Below are 14,531 nucleotides of genomic sequence, written 5' to 3' on the forward strand. Positions count from 1 at the left end.
ACGGCTCGATTCGTTCCCACAGGTCGTCGGACACGATCCATGGTGGCTGCTCACCCTTCCTCACCCCACCATGATCAACGATCATGGAAGTTCAGTCACCACAGTTGATCAATCTGTTAGGAACTCTTACGAGAACGCACCACTCGGTCAGGAGCGGCCTTGCGGAACCGCACGACGTGACCGGCTCCGACGTCCTCCGGGTCGAGCAGCATCTCTTGGCGCGTCCAGCGCCCGAAGAACGCAAAGCCGGTGTAGCGCGGGTTCTCCAGAATGGCTCGGACCGTGCTGCCCTGCCATCCATCGGCGAGCCGATGCCGGTTCTGGTCCGGCCTTCGAGCCGACGGGCAGGGAATCCCGTCGCGGTTGAGGCCGTTCGCGATCGCCCGGTCTCCCATCTCACCGGTCAGGTACTCGGCGAAGATCCGCCGCACGACCGCCGCGCTCGGCTCGTCGATCGCCAGCACGCGTAGCCGGTAGCCCTCTGCCGCCTTCCTCGGGTTCGGGTGCGGTCCGGCATCGACAACGGTGTACCCGTACGGTGCGCGTCCGCCCTGGTGCCGTCCGTCGTTCACGACCTGGGCATCCATCGCCGCCCGGACGCGAGCCTGTACGTGCTGACGCTCCGACTCGCTCATGCCGCCGAGGACACTCATCAGCATCTTGTGGGAGGGGTTCCGTGAGTCGAACTTGCCGCCGAGTTCCGGCACCCACAGATCCACGCCGTAGGCCGCGAACTTCGGAGCGATCAACGAGAACTGGTTTCCGAACCAGCATCGCGTCCCTTCACCGACCACAACCGCGTTCCATCCTCGGTCCTTGTCCTTGAGCGCTGCCAGCAGGCGTGAGGCTTCCGGCCGTCGCTCCCACGGCACCGAGCGCGACTGACCGATGTCAAAGAACTCCTCGACGATCACGCCGCCCAACGGCTCGACGAACTTGTGGGCGTTGCCGTACTGCCAGCCTCGCGACGTCTCCGGATCTTGGTTGTCCTCGGTCGAACACCGACCGAGGAACGCGAGCGATCCGATCCCATCGCCGATCGTCTCGACGACCTCGACGCCGAGCAGGCCGTCGAACGCCGCCCAAGGCTCCTGACTGATTTCAACAGTCATCTGACCTCCCTTCCCGAGGCCCGTCCGGTGCCTCGACCTCAGTGACTCTGATCAGTACTTCTAGCAGTATGCGACTTATCTCCCTGGTGAGGACAGGTAGTTCAGCAGGTGGGTTGAATTTGAGTTCGCCCCGAGGGGGCTCGTCGGCGATCACTGCCGGGTCCCGTCAGCTTCGCTCGAAGTGCCGATTTCATCATCGGCCGCGATGCGCTCGACCGCCGCGCGCAGGTCGGCTGTCAGGTAGCCGCGTACACGTCGGGTGCCCTCATCGGTCGGGACGTACTGCCGTGTCGGCCGACATCCCAGCTCTCCCATGTCGACGCCGAACGCCGTCGCCTCGACTTCGAGCGCCTCGACGAGTTCGGCAGTGGGAACGAAGTCCCGCTCGTTCAGGTCGTCGCCGAGGTAATCGACGACCGAGGCCAGCGGGTCGGGTAGCTCTACCTCGGCCAGGCTCGCCACAGTGCCGGTCCCAATCGCCTGTACCGCCGCCGTGCGGTCCAGCATCGGCGGAACGTCCTGCCCTGCCGCGTGACCGCTCAGCGTGCCCTCTGCCTCCCGCAACGCACGGCCACGCTCACAGATCGCCCGCCAATCCTCGTTCGGCATGTAGTAGGTCCGCACGGTGAGCGCGAGTACGTCGGCACCGACTTGGGTCTCGCCGTCCGGCCGCAGGATTCCAACGCCACGATGTGACGGGAGTAGGCGGCTGCTGTCGTATCCGCGCGTGTTCATCTGCTCGCCGAGGATGATGTTGCTGTCGCGGAAGTCCATGACGCGCAAGGCGAAGCGGGACCCGAGCACGGCACGCAGCTTGGTCGGGATGGTCTTGCTGTCCGGTCGCTGTGTCGCCAGAACGAGGATGATGCCGGCCGCCGGGGCCTTCTTCGCGAGCCACGTCAGCAGCTCACCGATGTACTCCCCTGCCGTAAGCTTCTTCCCTTGCACCTCAACGGGAGTACGGTCCTCCAGTGCAATATGGACCTCGTCCACGATCAGTGCCGTGATCGGCATCCCCAACGATCGGTCGCGAGACATGTCCGGTGTCACCTTTGACTCGGGACACGTCACGTCGTCGAGGTCCTGCATCCTCCGGTAGCGGTTCTGGACGTCGGCGATCAATTCGACGAGCCAGTCCAGGAACGCAAGGACGTGTTCGGCGTCGTCTCCTGCCATGAACCGGTGGGCGACCTTCTCGGCGGCTTTCCAGTCCTTGCCGTTCTTGAAGTCGGCGACGTACAGCCGAACGTACGGGTCCAAGATCAAGCCCGCGGCTGCCAGTCGTTCGGCCATTGTCTTGCCCTGCCTGGGAAGTGCGCCGATCAGAAGCGATGTCCACACGAGTGGCAGCGTGATCCGCCTGCCTCGCGCGTCCGCGCCGAACGGCACCGGCCGCCACGCGTCCCACCGCTCGACCGCCAGCAACGGCGTCCGGATCGGCGGCTTGGCGTATGGGTCCTCATCGGCAACCCACATCGCGACGCGTCCGGCGTGTCCGCCGTTGCCTCGCACGCGCTCGACACTGAGTTGGATCTCATCGACCGCCAGGGCTGACGCGAGGTCTTCCCGATGCTTCACGACGTCGGCTGCCTTGCGGGTGGCGGGGAGATCGACGGTAACCGCCCATCCCCCGCCCTGGTGCTTCGCCCGCTCGACGAGCCGCAGGCTTTCGTCCTTGCCGATCAGCTTCGCGTCGCGGAACGCGTCCACCAGGATCTGTGGGTCCATCGTCCACGCGAGCGAGCGTGGCCCGGCGAGAGCGGCCTTCCGTCCAGGGTTCCCGTCCTTCTGTCTGCCGAGGATCGCCAACGCCACCGAGACAACGCCGGCAATCCACAACACTCGGTGCCCGTAGACGAGATCGAGAATCGCAAGCGAGACAAGGAAAACGGCGGCTACAGCACCGGTCACCTTCCACGGGAACAACGTCAGTCCACGGATCTCGGCGAACTTGTCCGCCAGCTTCTCGGACTGCTCGGCCGCCTCGCGGTAGTCCTGCACTCGCACCCATCGCCGCCAACCGCGCACGGCGACCACCAGGCCACGAAAGGTGGCTCGGACGAGGCGGAATGGCGACCGCGCCAGCCACACGAGCCCGTCCTTGGCCGCGTACCCGAGCGCCTGCCGTGACTTCAACGCCGCCGGAACGAACCTCGACCGCTGCCACCAGCCCGCCACGCGGTGAACGTGTGGCGGCTGAGTCGCGTCTGTCTGGTCGTCGACGAGTTCACCTTCGAACACCGGTCCAGCCGGAACCATCTCGCCGGTCATGACGGCACCTCGGCGTTCAGCGCCGTAGCCAGCCGCGACGACAGGCCACGCGAGCACTCCGTCACCTCACGTACCCACGCGGGCGTGACCGTCACGTCCGGCGTGCGAGCCGCTCTGGCAACCGCGAGGTAGTCGTCAAACGACGTCCTTGGATTCGCGCGCTTCTGCGCCTTCCGAGGACTCGGCGGAACCTGCGGTTCCGCCTGCACGGCCGTGAACGCGGCGACCGCCGAGCCGAGCTTGTCCCGTAGGTCGGTCACCGCCTCGGCGGCGACGAACACGACGAGCGGCGGAACCGAGTGCAGCACCACCAGCGCGGCCGATCCGGCGGCGTAAGCGCTCCAGGTGTTCATGACGTACGTCGCGCCGAGCGTGAACCACTTCGCTGCACGCACCCAACCACCCATGCGGATGCCGCGCCGGGCGGTGACTTGCTCGGCTCGAAGGATCGCCAGCAACACCAGCGACACCATCGGATCGAGCAGCCACGCCGCGCACCATGCGAGCGACCACACCGGAGAGCCAGCCGCCGCGAACTGCTGAACGTTGGTCATCGTGAACGCCAGCCCGAGCAGGATGCCGGTCCAGCACAACCGATCGACCTGTACCGCTACGCGCTCGATCGGCTCGCTCATCGCCGTTCACCGCCTCGGCGGCGTGGCTCGTACGTCGTCACGGTCAGCGCCTTGGTCAGCGTGTACGACGCGAACAGCGCGGGCACGACGAGCACCGCAACGAGCAACCAGCCGCTACCTCGCTGGGTGATCACGATCCATTGAGCCACGACGATCAGTGCCGCGTTGAACAGCACCCGCCCGGCGAGCGAGACGAACCGAGCACCAGTGCGCGCCGCGTTCGCCGCCGCTTTCGCGCGACGTGACGCCATCCGCCATACGAGCACCAGCACCAGGAGCGCGCCGACGCCCGCCATGACCTGAGTCGGGGTGAGAGTGAGGGCGTTCATGAACGCGGCCCCCTCTCGAAGCGCTCGCCGCGTCGGAGCCAGTGCGGGTACAGCGCCCGCCTGTCGTCGTCGGTGAGCGCACCCCACACGCCGGTCGTCTCCTCACCAGCCGTGCGGAGTTCGAGTTCCAGGCACTCGTCCTGCACCGGGCACCCGGCGCACGTGCGCTGAGCCAGTTCACGATCGGTCAGCTCCTCACCGACGTCCGGCGGCTCGTTCGTGAACACCCACATGCACAGGCCGTCGCGCTCGACCACCTCGGCGAGCTGGTCGGTCGGCACCCAGCGCAGGCGGTCGAGTGACCACGCGATGCCGATCAGTCGGTCGTCAGTCACGGAGCACCCCCGGACCGGCGTTGGCGAGCAGCGGCAGGAGCGCGCTCACGGGGATGACGGTCTGGCCGCGCCGACGCTCGGCGTGCAGCTTGCCGAGTCGGATGGCGCGGCAGACCTCGGACCGGTCGACGCCGAGGAGCCACGCGGTCTCGCGGATGGTGTGGGTGGAGGAAGACAGAGAAGTACGCATGAGGAATAGCCTTTCTACGAGAAATGATGATTTCAGTTTCTTCTGTGCTGATTTCAGCACGCTTGAAGACATGAGGGGTCGCAAACGGCGCGTGAAACGCCGTGTCACGCCGCAGCGCTCGAAACAGTGACTAATCTCAGCGCCGAGGCGGAGCGCGGAGGAATACGTGTCGGAGGATTGGGCGGCAGTCGCCAAGGCGATCAACCAGCGGGTGGACGAGCTGGGATTGCGACAGAAGGAACTCGCCGAGCGGTCGCACGTATCGCTCGCGATCGTCCGCGAGATTCAGCACAACCTCGTAGAGCGCCGGCGGAGCCCTCGAACCCTGGAATCCCTGTCCACAGCGCTGGGTTGGCACCCGCTGCACCTGGACGCCGTGTTGCGGGGGCGCACGCCTCCCGAGGTCGGCGACCCCGTGGTGGACCTTGCCGACACCCTGTGGACTCGAATGGACCGGGTCGAAGAGCGACTCGAAGACATCACCGATCGGCTTGACGCTCTCAAATCGGATATCGCATCGGTAATGGGTCAGGTCGCGGAAGTGGCAAAGCATGTCCGCGGTCGTCGTTAGCGCGTTGTTCCTGCTGGTGGAGCGGCTGTTTTCCATGGCCCTAATTCCACTGCGGAATCGCGCCGAATCCCATGCAAGGCCTATGCAACTCCACCACAAAACCGCAGCAAGTTCCCTGCAAGTCGCACTTCGGGGGTAGCGACGAGATGAGCTTGACCAACGGCTGGACCGGTGCGGACGCGCGCATGTTGCAGGACGCTCTGCGGCTCAGTCAGGAGGCGTTCGCCGAGTACCTCGACGTCCACCCTCGAACGGTCGGCTACTGGCACCAGAAGCCCAGCTCACGACCCAAGTCTGAGATCCAGCAGATGTTGGACACCGCGCTCGATCGAGCGCCCGCAGACGTTCAGGCACGCTTCGCCGAGCTACAGGGCACCAGCACGTCCCCCGCCGCGACCGAGGCAGCCCCAGTCAAGGCGGCGACCGAGGCCGAACAGCGGCTCGCCTCCGATCCGAACGTCGTCGCCGCGCTCGACTGGCTCGACGAGCGTGGCACGCGCGAGCCCGGAACCGCCCGCCGCGCCGTCGCGTCACGGCTGACGCAGATCGACGTGAATTCCTTGCGAGACAGGGGAAGTCGTCGCGGTCGCGTTGATCAGCGCACGGTCGCGCAGGCTCTCGCGGACTACTACGGCCGTGGTTCCAGCGGCTACGGCCGATATGCCGCGCGTTTCGGCGACGTCGAGGCCGACACGAGCGTCTTCACGCGCTCCGACTGGCTCGACCTCAACTGTCCGCTGATCGCGACTCATGACCGTCTTAAGCTGATGCGCGCGGCTGGTGCCGCGCCTGTCTCCCTCGACGAGGAGGCGTTCGACCAGGCCGTTCAGCGTCTGGCCGAGTCGCTCGCGCTCGGCATCCGCTTCGTCAACATGCCGCTGTATCGCCTGCTCGGCGTGGACATGCGCAGGGAGTCGCTCGGCGGCACGGTCGGGATCTCGTCGTTCGTCGAGTACATCGTGACGATGGATCTCCTGGAAGGTGAGCTGGTCGACGCACTGGCCGGCGGCGTGCAAGCGGGCGAGCTTCCGCTTCGTGACCGCTACCTGCCGGACCTCGACACCGTGCTGGACGTCGGCGGACGCCTCACCGCAGGCGGCACGCTCGCGCTGTGCGCGTTCGCTCGACCGGCCGACCCGTTCCGAGGCCCGGCAGACTACGTTCTCCTGGTGCAGGAGCGCTCAGGTCACGTCATCAACGCCGCGCGTCGGCTTGCCGTGATCCCGAAGGGCTTTCACCAGCCGCTAGTGGACTTCCGAGCCGACGCTCAGGTGGGCGCGACGATGCGTCGCGAGATGGAAGAGGAGCTGTTCGGCCGCCACGACATCGACAACACGGTGGGCGACCAACGCAGCGCCGATCCGATGTACCCGAGCCGCCTTTCCGAGCCGATGCGCTGGCTCCTCGGCGAACCGGGCCGTCTGCGGATGGAGTGCACAGGCTTCGGGCTGAACCTCGTCAGCGGGAACTTCGAGTTCCCAAGCCTGATCGTCGTCGAGGACGAGGAGTTCTGGCAGAGGTACGGCGGCCAGATCGAGGCCAACTGGGAGACCGCGAACCTTCGCCAGTACTCCAGCGCGGACGCCGAGCTCGTCGAGGAGCTCGCCTCCGACGAGGCGTGGAGCAACGAGGGCTTGTTCGCGCTCCTGCAAGGGCTTCGCCGACTCAGTGAGATCGGCGGAAGCCGCGTGAACGTGCCAACGATCGAATGGGAGATACGGTGACCGCGAACTGGAGCCAGGGCAACGCTGCGGAGGACGGAAGCGCCACGCGCGGCTGGCTAGTCGGGCATTTCATCGACCCGTCCGAGGGCGTGCGGTCGTCGAAGGACGTCGAGGTGAAGTGGTTCAATCACCCGGCTGGCGACAAGCGTCTGGAGTGGACTTCCGACGACCAGCGGACGACCCTGGTTCTGTTGGTACAAGGGAACTTCCGCGTTGACGTCACTGAGGGCACCGCCACGATGACGCGCCAGGGTGACTACGTGATGTGGGGTCCTGGTATCGACCACTCATGGGAAGCCGTCGAGGACTCGGTGGTCATGACAGTCCGCTGGCCGTCCCAGACCTGATCAGCCGCCAAGCCGCCACTCGACAGGCGGCAGGCTGACGCGGTCACCGCCGATCTCACGCAGCCGACGCAGACCCTGGAGCAACGCGAACAGTCCCTCGTTGCTCCAGGCCTCTAGCGAGATCAGCTCGGCCACCAGGTCGCTGTCGAGGCTGGAGTACAGCCGCAGTCCGCTTGCTTCCCAGTTGGCCTCGACCTGTCCACCGAACCGATGCCAGAACTCCTCGTCCTCGATCACGACGAGACTCGCGAACTCGTAGTTCCCGCTGACGAGATTCAGCCCGAAGCCTGTGCACTCCATCCGCAACCGCGCCGGTACCTCGGCGAGCCACTTCATCGGCTCCGACCGTCGGCTCGGATGCATCGGCGCTGCCGAGCGCACGTCGCCAGAGGTCGCGTCGACGTCGTGACGGCCGAACAGCTCCTCTTCCAGTTCCCGCCGAAGCGTCGCGCCCACCGCCGCCTCGGCACGCACATCGGTCAGCGGCTGATGGAAACCCTTCGGGATCACCGCGAGCCGCCCGGCCGCGTTCAGCACCTGATCGGACCGCTCCTGCACCAGCAGGGCGTAGTCTGCGGAACCGCGGACTTGATCATGCGGCCGAGCGATCGCACACAGGGCGAGTACGCCGCCCGCACATACGCGGCCGGATAGGTCATGTATCGCGCCGAGACTCGGCAAGTGCTTGTCCCGCAAGGGAGTTCGTCGAGCAAGACTTCCGGTTCCAACGGCGTCGGTGAGTTCGCGTTCGAGTAGATCGGCGGTCAGCGCGTACTCGGCGAACGGCACGACCCCGACGTGACCCCGGACCCGCCCATGACCGATGTCCACGCTCCACAGGCGGTAGAGCGGCAGGTTAGCGAAGCGCACGCCGAGCGCGACCGACTCGGCGAGCCGCGACACGGCCGCCGATGCCTCGACCTCACCCAGCGGCAGGTGATCACCGGTCTCCTCGGCGAGCGTCAGCTCATCGTGGGCGCCATCGAGAGGGCATGCCAGGTCAAGCCATTCCGCACGGGTCACGACGCTGGTCAGGACCTCGACGTCCGCACATATCGCCCGGTAGACACCCCGGTCGCCGTAGTACTCGACGAGCGCGCGAGCCAACGCCGTTCGCTCAACCCTCGTCCGCCGTGCTCCCCGGTCCAGCAACTCCCCTAGATCGAGTGCTTCAAGCCTCGCGCGCACCTTCGAGCGGCTCGTTCCTTGCTCCCAGCCCGCGCGTTCGTCGAGCCAGTCAAGCGCAGCAGCCAACTCGACCGCGTCCCGCTCGGGTCGCTGCCGCTCGACGATCTCGGGTCGCTTCGGCGGCGACAACAGGTCGTCGATCCCGACGTCGAAGATCCGTTCCAACAAGCGCGCGGTCGCCGGCTGAACAGTCGGGCCGAGCGGTTCCCCAGAAGGCTTCCGACCAGCGATGAGCCGCTGAAGATGACGCTTTCCGATCGTGCCCGGCTCGTTGTGCTCACGCGCGAACACCTCGGCGAAGTCGACGAACTCCTGGAGAGTCTCGCGGCGGTCCCGGATCTTCTGCTCCAGGACCGTTCGGAACGTCCGCACGCCGTCCCACCTCCCGAGTCGCCCATGTCGCCTACATGTCGCCGCCAGGTCGTTCCGCTGACCGAGTGCTGATGAGACGTTGATTTCAGTTTGACATGGGTCGCGCACAAGCGGTCCACCGAGCCGTCCGGCGGCGTGGACTCCTCCAGTCCGCCTCAGCGCCGCCGGACACCTCGCAACGGAGGTCAGCGTGACTACGCCCGGCGAACGACACCCGGCGGCCGAGGGACTTCTCGGCTCGGGATACGTGGTCACCGTTGTCCGGTCAAGCACACCGATCGAGGCGCACCTCGGCGACGATGACCTGATCTACGTCACGCTGCCCGGCAGTCCGTGCCCGGTGCTGATCGGCTTCCTCCCGCAAGGCGCCGAGAACTTCTCCTCGATGCTGTCGGAGCAGCTTCGCGCGCTCGCCGATCGCCAGGAGCAGCACCGATGACGCCCGGCGCATTGTGCATCTGCGGACTCGACACGGTCCTAGCGGCAGTTCTCGCCGTGATCATCGCCGCCGTGTACGGCGAACTTGTCGCGCGCCTGGCGATCTGCCGAGCTTCACCAGACCAAGCGCGACATCGTGCACCTGATGCCACGCCTCATCGACGTGATCGCCGATGACAACAGCAGTCCGGATGCGACACGCCGACGAGGACCACAAACGGGTCGTTCAGGCACGAGAGCGATGCGTTAGTTGGCTATGCGGTCGCTGCCCACCGGCCTGCACCAGGTGCGTCGATTGGCATTCACCGATACCTGAGGCACCAAGTGATCAACCTGCGCCGCGAGAAGAATAATGGCCAGACCGTAGGTAACGACGCGAATCCGGCATCGATATATCCAACATGCCGTCCGTCGCAGACCTTCCGAGCGCAGAGCTAGAGCGCATACTTGAGCAGCTTCTCGATCAGTGGGAGAAGAACGATCAAGCGTTCAGCGGCAGGAAGGGCGTCAGCACACCACAGGCCGTTGGCGTCATCGCGCTCGCCGCACATACACACAGACTCGCACGCGGCGTACTGAAACTCCGCGAAGCAGCGATGCACCTCGAATCACTGCCGCTCACGCGAGAGGCCTTTCAGTTCGCACTGACAGCGCAATGGATCGCACAGTACGCACCAGCCGTATCCGGATTTATCAATGAATCAAGCCGTCAACACAACGCAACCATAAAGACGATCAACGAGACCGGCTGGAAGGCCGCGGCAGACAACGAGGACGCCCGCCAACTAGATACTCCAACGCGGGAAAAATCTTTCGTTGACCAGTCTGCACGAAACTTCAGCCAGCTGTGCGAAGACCTGAATCCAGGCGGCACAGAAGCATACGCGATCTATCGGATAATGTCGTCATATACGCATCCTGGATACAGGGTCGTCGATCAGTACCTGCAGGCCGAACCGCTCGCCGCCTATACGTACCCTACGAACTTCGACGAAGACGACTCGCGGCCATGGCTGTATGCAACCTGCACGTCGGTCGTGTGGGCGGCCCGCGCCGTTGACATGCTCGACCAAAATCACCCTAACAGGGCAGCCCTGCGCAAAATTGCTGACACTCTGGGCATACGTCCAGAGCTTCAGCTATCTGAAACATTCAAGCAACGCGAGCAGGCCGACAGAAAAGAAAAATGGAAGGGCCCACAAAAGAGCTAGCGCAGCGCAAACCTTGCCGTCACGACGATTTGCGTGACCACCCCAACGCCAAGACGCACCATTCAACGGTCGCCCCTCGGTTCAGCCAATAAATTAACGACCGATCTTTAACGCGCGCGGCAAGGTCGGCAGGACTAAAACCTTGCTCCACCAAGGCCGTTATCTGCTCCAGTGCCAGCGGATTCATTCCGGCATTCCACCAACGTTGAGCTAAGTCAAGATTCTCAGCCGTCAGACTAAACCACGTCGCCGTTACATACTCCTTCGAGAGAGACGTGGTATCCCAATCGACGATCTGCGAGATGTAGAACTCGTAGCGCTTCCTGTTCACGTCCCGATGCCGCGCATTTTTCGGACGAGGAACCGACTTGCCTCGCCTAATGCGATCACGGTCTTTGTAGTCGTAGCCAAGGGCTCGAAGTGCCTCGTTTACCTCAACTCGTCGACGCTCTGCAAGGTTCGCGATCTCACCTCGAAGGTCGCCCGGAACGACATCCGTTGCCCCACTCTCGGCTAGCCACGCTTCGAGCATGGCCTTCTCGTCTGGATCAAGCGCGTCGCTGTGGTCGCTCATACACGACCTCCCGTCACACCGTCAGGGCCAATCGAGTCATCATGCTCACACACACGTTCGAGTAACGTCAAGGTTACGAACAGGTGATTCACTCAAGCCAAAGACGACTCTCACCAGGTACAACACAGCTAGGTCGACCCTGTCCCGTCCCGTGGGCAACGCCGCCTCAGCAGGCTCACCGAGGCCAGAGATAGAAGAGCGGGACGGGTTCACCAACCCGTCCCGCTCCTGGCGATCGAGCTGTTTGCGCAGCTTGATGCAGCTTCCAGCCGTCCCGCCAAGCCGTCCCGATTCGGCGCCTTACAGGACGACTAGGACCGGTGGCACAGGCCTTGACCACTCCAGATGAGGCGTGTGCTTAGCGAGCAAGATCGCCCTCGGACGCAGTTCGACCCCGTCGGCGCTGTCGCGGCCGCAGCGAACGCTCCGCAAATCAGCAGGTCAGCACGTACTGAACTGCTGAGAACTCCGATGTCGAGATCCGCCATCAGGTTCTACAAGGCGACGAGTTCAGCGATCTTCTTGGCGATGTCTTCCAACGAGTCCTCGTCAGTGCTGAGACCGTTGCGGGAGCCGAGGAGCGGGCTGACCGCCCGAATTTCGTCGTAGGTCACCCCGTGCGCGACGGGAATCAGCTGGTCGCGAGCCAGCAGCTCCGAGAGTTCCTTCTCGGACACACCGCCGCTCTCGACGCGCTTGAGGAACGCGGGCGTGATGAGGACGAGACCGATGCGCGTCTTGGCCAGGCCCTTGTCAATCTCCCGCATGAACGGCAAGCCGAGGAGGATGTCCTTCTCACTGAACCAAACCGAGACGTCTTCTGCTTCGAGAAGGTTATGCAGCTTGGTCGCGGTCGCCTTCCGGTCGTCCCAGGCGTGGCAGAGGAACAGGTCGTAGGACTCGGCGCGCGGTCCGACCGCCTCGACCTTCTGACGGTAGCGATCCAGCGCCGCGACTTCGCCAGAGGTGTAGGTGACGGGAGAGGTGGCCGGCGACCAACGCGGACGGAGCCGATCGACCACCTCCGCCTCCACCTCCACCGCTCGAAACGCGAGAGGGCGAGGTGTAGGAGGACGGGGCGTAGGCCGGGGAGTAAGACGACCGGCAACGACCACCGTGCACAGGACAATCTGCGCCACCACCACGGATGTGGTCGCGTACTGGCGCTGTACATCTACTCATGGTTTAAGTCTAGAAGCGAGGACCGACAATTATGCGTGTCAACAACGGTGAACGCCCTGGTCCCGGCGCTGCTCACCGTCGAGCGCGACGCGGCCGCCGACCCGCAACCGCCGTAGTGGCCGAACTGGTCGACGCCGCCCCTGCCGGGCAGGCGCATGAACACGGGTCGCCCTGAGGGGCACCAAGGGGCTCTGCCCTCTGACTCCAGTGCCCGCGCGGGAAAGCCATCGAGGACTCGGTGGTCATGACGGTCCGCTGGCCATCCCAAGCCTGACCAGGTCCTACTTGCGCACACGAGGTCTCCGACAAGTACCGGGGACCTCGTGGCAAACGCGACAGGCGCACCACGGCAGCACTCACCGCCTGAACTTCTTGTGCACCAGGAAATTCTCACCGAGAGCTAGGCGGGAAGCGGGGTACAGACCGCATATACCTCGAAGGGCGCGTAGGGATCATGAGTGGGCGATTGAGCGGTTCGCTCCTCTTCCACCGTCCACCCGGACAAATCCGGCTCAGGATAACTGGAACGGATGGGTGCGAAACCGGCGTCGGCCTTGATGCCGCCACCAGTGACCTGAAAACCCTCCGGGCATTTCGCAGTCACCACCCCGACATACACCCCAGGGCCACCGCCCTTCGCGGTAACGACCTTGTTCGTCGGCTCTGAATCGCTGGCCGCAACAGCCGCCGCACCGCCAACGCCGCCGATCACGATCGCGCCCGCCGCAACTGCGACGACAACACGCCTACGCATACCCCGACTCCTTCCGTGTCACCCGTTGTCGGGCACAGAGAGCCACCCTCCTGGCACAAGATGCAACCGGCATGATCAATGTGGCTGCTGCGACTGTTGCGACGCCAGCGACAGCCAAGCACCTGATCGGTTGACCTGAGAGCAGGGCCTGTGGTGCTAAATCGCCGCCGAGTGACCATTCGACTGGCGGTACGTTCACTCGCCGGTGGTCGAGCCCCCTCAACCCGTCCTAGGCCCTGGAGCAGCGCGAACAGCCCTTCGTTGCTCCAAGACCCTTGGCTGATCAGATCGGGTCAGCAGGTAGCCGTCAACGCTGGAGCACAGCCGCAGTCCGGCCGCCTCCCCGTTGGCCTCGATCTGCCCGCCGAACCGGCACTAGAACTCCTCGTCGTCAATCACCACGAGGCTCGCGAACTCGTAGTTTCGCTGACGAGGTTCAGGCCGAACCCAGTGCACTCCATCCGCAGCCGCGCAGGTTCCTCGGCAAGCCACCTCATTGGCTCCGACCAACGCGCCGGATGCATCGGTGCGGCCGGACACGCGTCGCCGCGGTCGTGTCGACGTCGAGCCGCCCGAACAGCTCTTCTTCCAAGTCCCGCCGTAGCGTCGCCACCACCGCCGCCTCGGCACGAAAGTTCGGTCAGGGGCTGATGGAAGCCCTTCGGGATCACCGCGAGCCGTCCGGCCGCGTTGAGCACCTGGCCGGACCGTTCCTGCACCAGGAGTGCGTAGTCGGCCACACCACGGGCTTGATCATGTTGCCGAGCGATCGCGCACAGGGCCAGGACGCCGCCTGCGCACACGCGCCCTGATAGGGGTCGTGCACCACGTGAAAGATCGAGGCTAGTCCCGCAACGGAGTTCGGCGTATCGCGGTGCCCTCTGCGATTGCGTCGGTCAGCTCACGTTCGAGCAGATCTGCCGTCAGCGCGTACACGACGAACGGGACGACACTGACGCTGCCGCGACGATCGAGGCGGTGCCACAGGAGCCGAACACAGAGCGCGGCCGCCAGAACGTCGTTCTTGAACTCGGCTTCTTCCTCGGCAAACTCGGACGTAGCCGCGTGGTGATCCTGTATGAAGATGATGTTGGGCTGCCGAGCGACCCTTCACGGAATTCTCTATGTCGCGCTCGACGGAGCTGGAGCCTAGCGCAGCGCCGCAGCAGGTGAGCTCCGTACGGCAGGGATCGAAGTGGACCTCAATGCCCTCGTTCGGGGCTGACTCCTGACTGCACGACGCGTCCCGTCCCATCAGAGGCGACCACGCCAGGACCATATCGAGGCACGAAACGCGA

16 protein-coding genes are annotated in these 14,531 nt (G+C 64.8%); 6 read left to right on the forward strand and 10 right to left on the reverse strand.

Annotated elements, in window-relative coordinates:
* Positions 1-116: 116 nt before the first annotated feature.
* The 6 genes from ABFX45_RS07465 to ABFX45_RS07490 all read right to left on the reverse strand — a co-directional run bounded on the left by ABFX45_RS07465 (position 117) and on the right by ABFX45_RS07490 (position 4,872).
* Positions 117-1,112, reverse strand: a complete 996-nt coding sequence (locus ABFX45_RS07465) for a recombinase family protein (RefSeq protein ID WP_346128594.1) — start codon at positions 1,110-1,112, stop codon at positions 117-119.
* 150 nt (positions 1,113-1,262) lie between these two features.
* Positions 1,263-3,383 (reverse strand): FtsK/SpoIIIE domain-containing protein, encoded by a 2,121-nt coding sequence (locus ABFX45_RS07470; protein ID WP_346128596.1) that lies wholly within the window; start codon positions 3,381-3,383, stop codon positions 1,263-1,265.
* The gene (locus ABFX45_RS07475) at positions 3,380-4,018 is read right to left on the reverse strand and encodes a hypothetical protein (protein ID WP_346128598.1); all 639 of its coding nucleotides are present in this window, start codon (positions 4,016-4,018) and stop codon (positions 3,380-3,382) included. The genes ABFX45_RS07470 and ABFX45_RS07475 overlap by 4 nt, the downstream gene beginning before the upstream one ends.
* Positions 4,015-4,347, reverse strand: a complete 333-nt coding sequence (locus tag ABFX45_RS07480; protein WP_346128600.1) for a hypothetical protein — start codon at positions 4,345-4,347, stop codon at positions 4,015-4,017. Before ABFX45_RS07480 ends, ABFX45_RS07475 begins: the two co-directional genes overlap by 4 nt.
* Positions 4,344-4,682: a WhiB family transcriptional regulator gene (locus tag ABFX45_RS07485; protein WP_346128602.1), complete on the reverse strand. Its 339-nt coding sequence runs from the start codon at positions 4,680-4,682 to the stop codon at positions 4,344-4,346. The genes ABFX45_RS07480 and ABFX45_RS07485 overlap by 4 nt, the downstream gene beginning before the upstream one ends.
* Positions 4,675-4,872: a helix-turn-helix domain-containing protein gene (locus tag ABFX45_RS07490; RefSeq protein ID WP_346128604.1), complete on the reverse strand. Its 198-nt coding sequence runs from the start codon at positions 4,870-4,872 to the stop codon at positions 4,675-4,677. The genes ABFX45_RS07485 and ABFX45_RS07490 overlap by 8 nt, the downstream gene beginning before the upstream one ends.
* Before the next feature lie 166 nt (positions 4,873-5,038).
* Between ABFX45_RS07490 and ABFX45_RS07495 the strand changes: the two genes are divergently transcribed.
* From ABFX45_RS07495 to ABFX45_RS07505, 3 genes are all read left to right on the forward strand, one after another.
* Complete coding sequence (locus ABFX45_RS07495) at positions 5,039-5,443, forward strand: helix-turn-helix domain-containing protein (RefSeq protein ID WP_093602851.1); 405 nt, start codon at positions 5,039-5,041, stop codon at positions 5,441-5,443.
* Between the two features lie 146 nt (positions 5,444-5,589).
* Positions 5,590-7,167 (forward strand): transcriptional regulator, encoded by a 1,578-nt coding sequence (locus tag ABFX45_RS07500; RefSeq protein ID WP_346128607.1) that lies wholly within the window; start codon positions 5,590-5,592, stop codon positions 7,165-7,167.
* Entirely contained in the window at positions 7,164-7,514 is a 351-nt protein-coding gene (locus ABFX45_RS07505) for a signal peptidase I (protein ID WP_109632701.1), read from the forward strand. The genes ABFX45_RS07500 and ABFX45_RS07505 overlap by 4 nt, the downstream gene beginning before the upstream one ends.
* On the opposite strand, the gene ABFX45_RS07510 is transcribed toward ABFX45_RS07505, so the two are convergent.
* A complete protein-coding gene (locus ABFX45_RS07510) occupies positions 7,515-9,074 on the reverse strand; it encodes a transcriptional regulator (protein ID WP_346128609.1) in 1,560 nt (519 codons plus the stop codon). It abuts the gene before it with no gap.
* A 190-nt stretch (positions 9,075-9,264) separates the two neighbouring features.
* Between ABFX45_RS07510 and ABFX45_RS07515 the strand changes: the two genes are divergently transcribed.
* Both ABFX45_RS07515 and ABFX45_RS07520 read left to right on the forward strand, forming a co-directional pair.
* A complete protein-coding gene (locus ABFX45_RS07515) occupies positions 9,265-9,513 on the forward strand; it encodes a hypothetical protein (RefSeq protein ID WP_146231427.1) in 249 nt (82 codons plus the stop codon).
* Between the two features lie 400 nt (positions 9,514-9,913).
* The gene (locus ABFX45_RS07520; protein ID WP_146231426.1) at positions 9,914-10,723 is read left to right on the forward strand and encodes a DUF5677 domain-containing protein; all 810 of its coding nucleotides are present in this window, start codon (positions 9,914-9,916) and stop codon (positions 10,721-10,723) included.
* Positions 10,724-10,742: 19 nt separating this feature from the next.
* On the opposite strand, the gene ABFX45_RS07525 is transcribed toward ABFX45_RS07520, so the two are convergent.
* The 3 genes from ABFX45_RS07525 to ABFX45_RS07535 form a co-directional block, all read right to left on the reverse strand.
* On the reverse strand, positions 10,743-11,297 hold the full coding sequence (locus ABFX45_RS07525; protein ID WP_346128612.1) for a hypothetical protein: 555 nt from the start codon (positions 11,295-11,297) through the stop codon (positions 10,743-10,745).
* A 494-nt stretch (positions 11,298-11,791) separates the two neighbouring features.
* Positions 11,792-12,337, reverse strand: coding sequence for a toll/interleukin-1 receptor domain-containing protein (locus ABFX45_RS07530; RefSeq protein ID WP_346128614.1), 546 nt, complete (start codon positions 12,335-12,337; stop codon positions 11,792-11,794).
* A gap of 542 nt (positions 12,338-12,879) precedes the next feature.
* On the reverse strand, positions 12,880-13,233 hold the full coding sequence (locus tag ABFX45_RS07535; protein WP_146231424.1) for a hypothetical protein: 354 nt from the start codon (positions 13,231-13,233) through the stop codon (positions 12,880-12,882).
* A 978-nt stretch (positions 13,234-14,211) separates the two neighbouring features.
* On the opposite strand from ABFX45_RS07535, the gene ABFX45_RS46370 reads away from it, so the two are divergent.
* The gene (locus tag ABFX45_RS46370; RefSeq protein WP_211337166.1) at positions 14,212-14,406 is read left to right on the forward strand and encodes a TIR domain-containing protein; all 195 of its coding nucleotides are present in this window, start codon (positions 14,212-14,214) and stop codon (positions 14,404-14,406) included.
* Positions 14,407-14,531: the final 125 nt, after the last annotated feature.

This window comes from Lentzea roselyniae, assembly GCF_039537795.1.
In the GTDB taxonomy this organism is placed as follows: Bacteria; Actinomycetota; Actinomycetes; order Mycobacteriales; family Pseudonocardiaceae; genus Lentzea; species Lentzea atacamensis.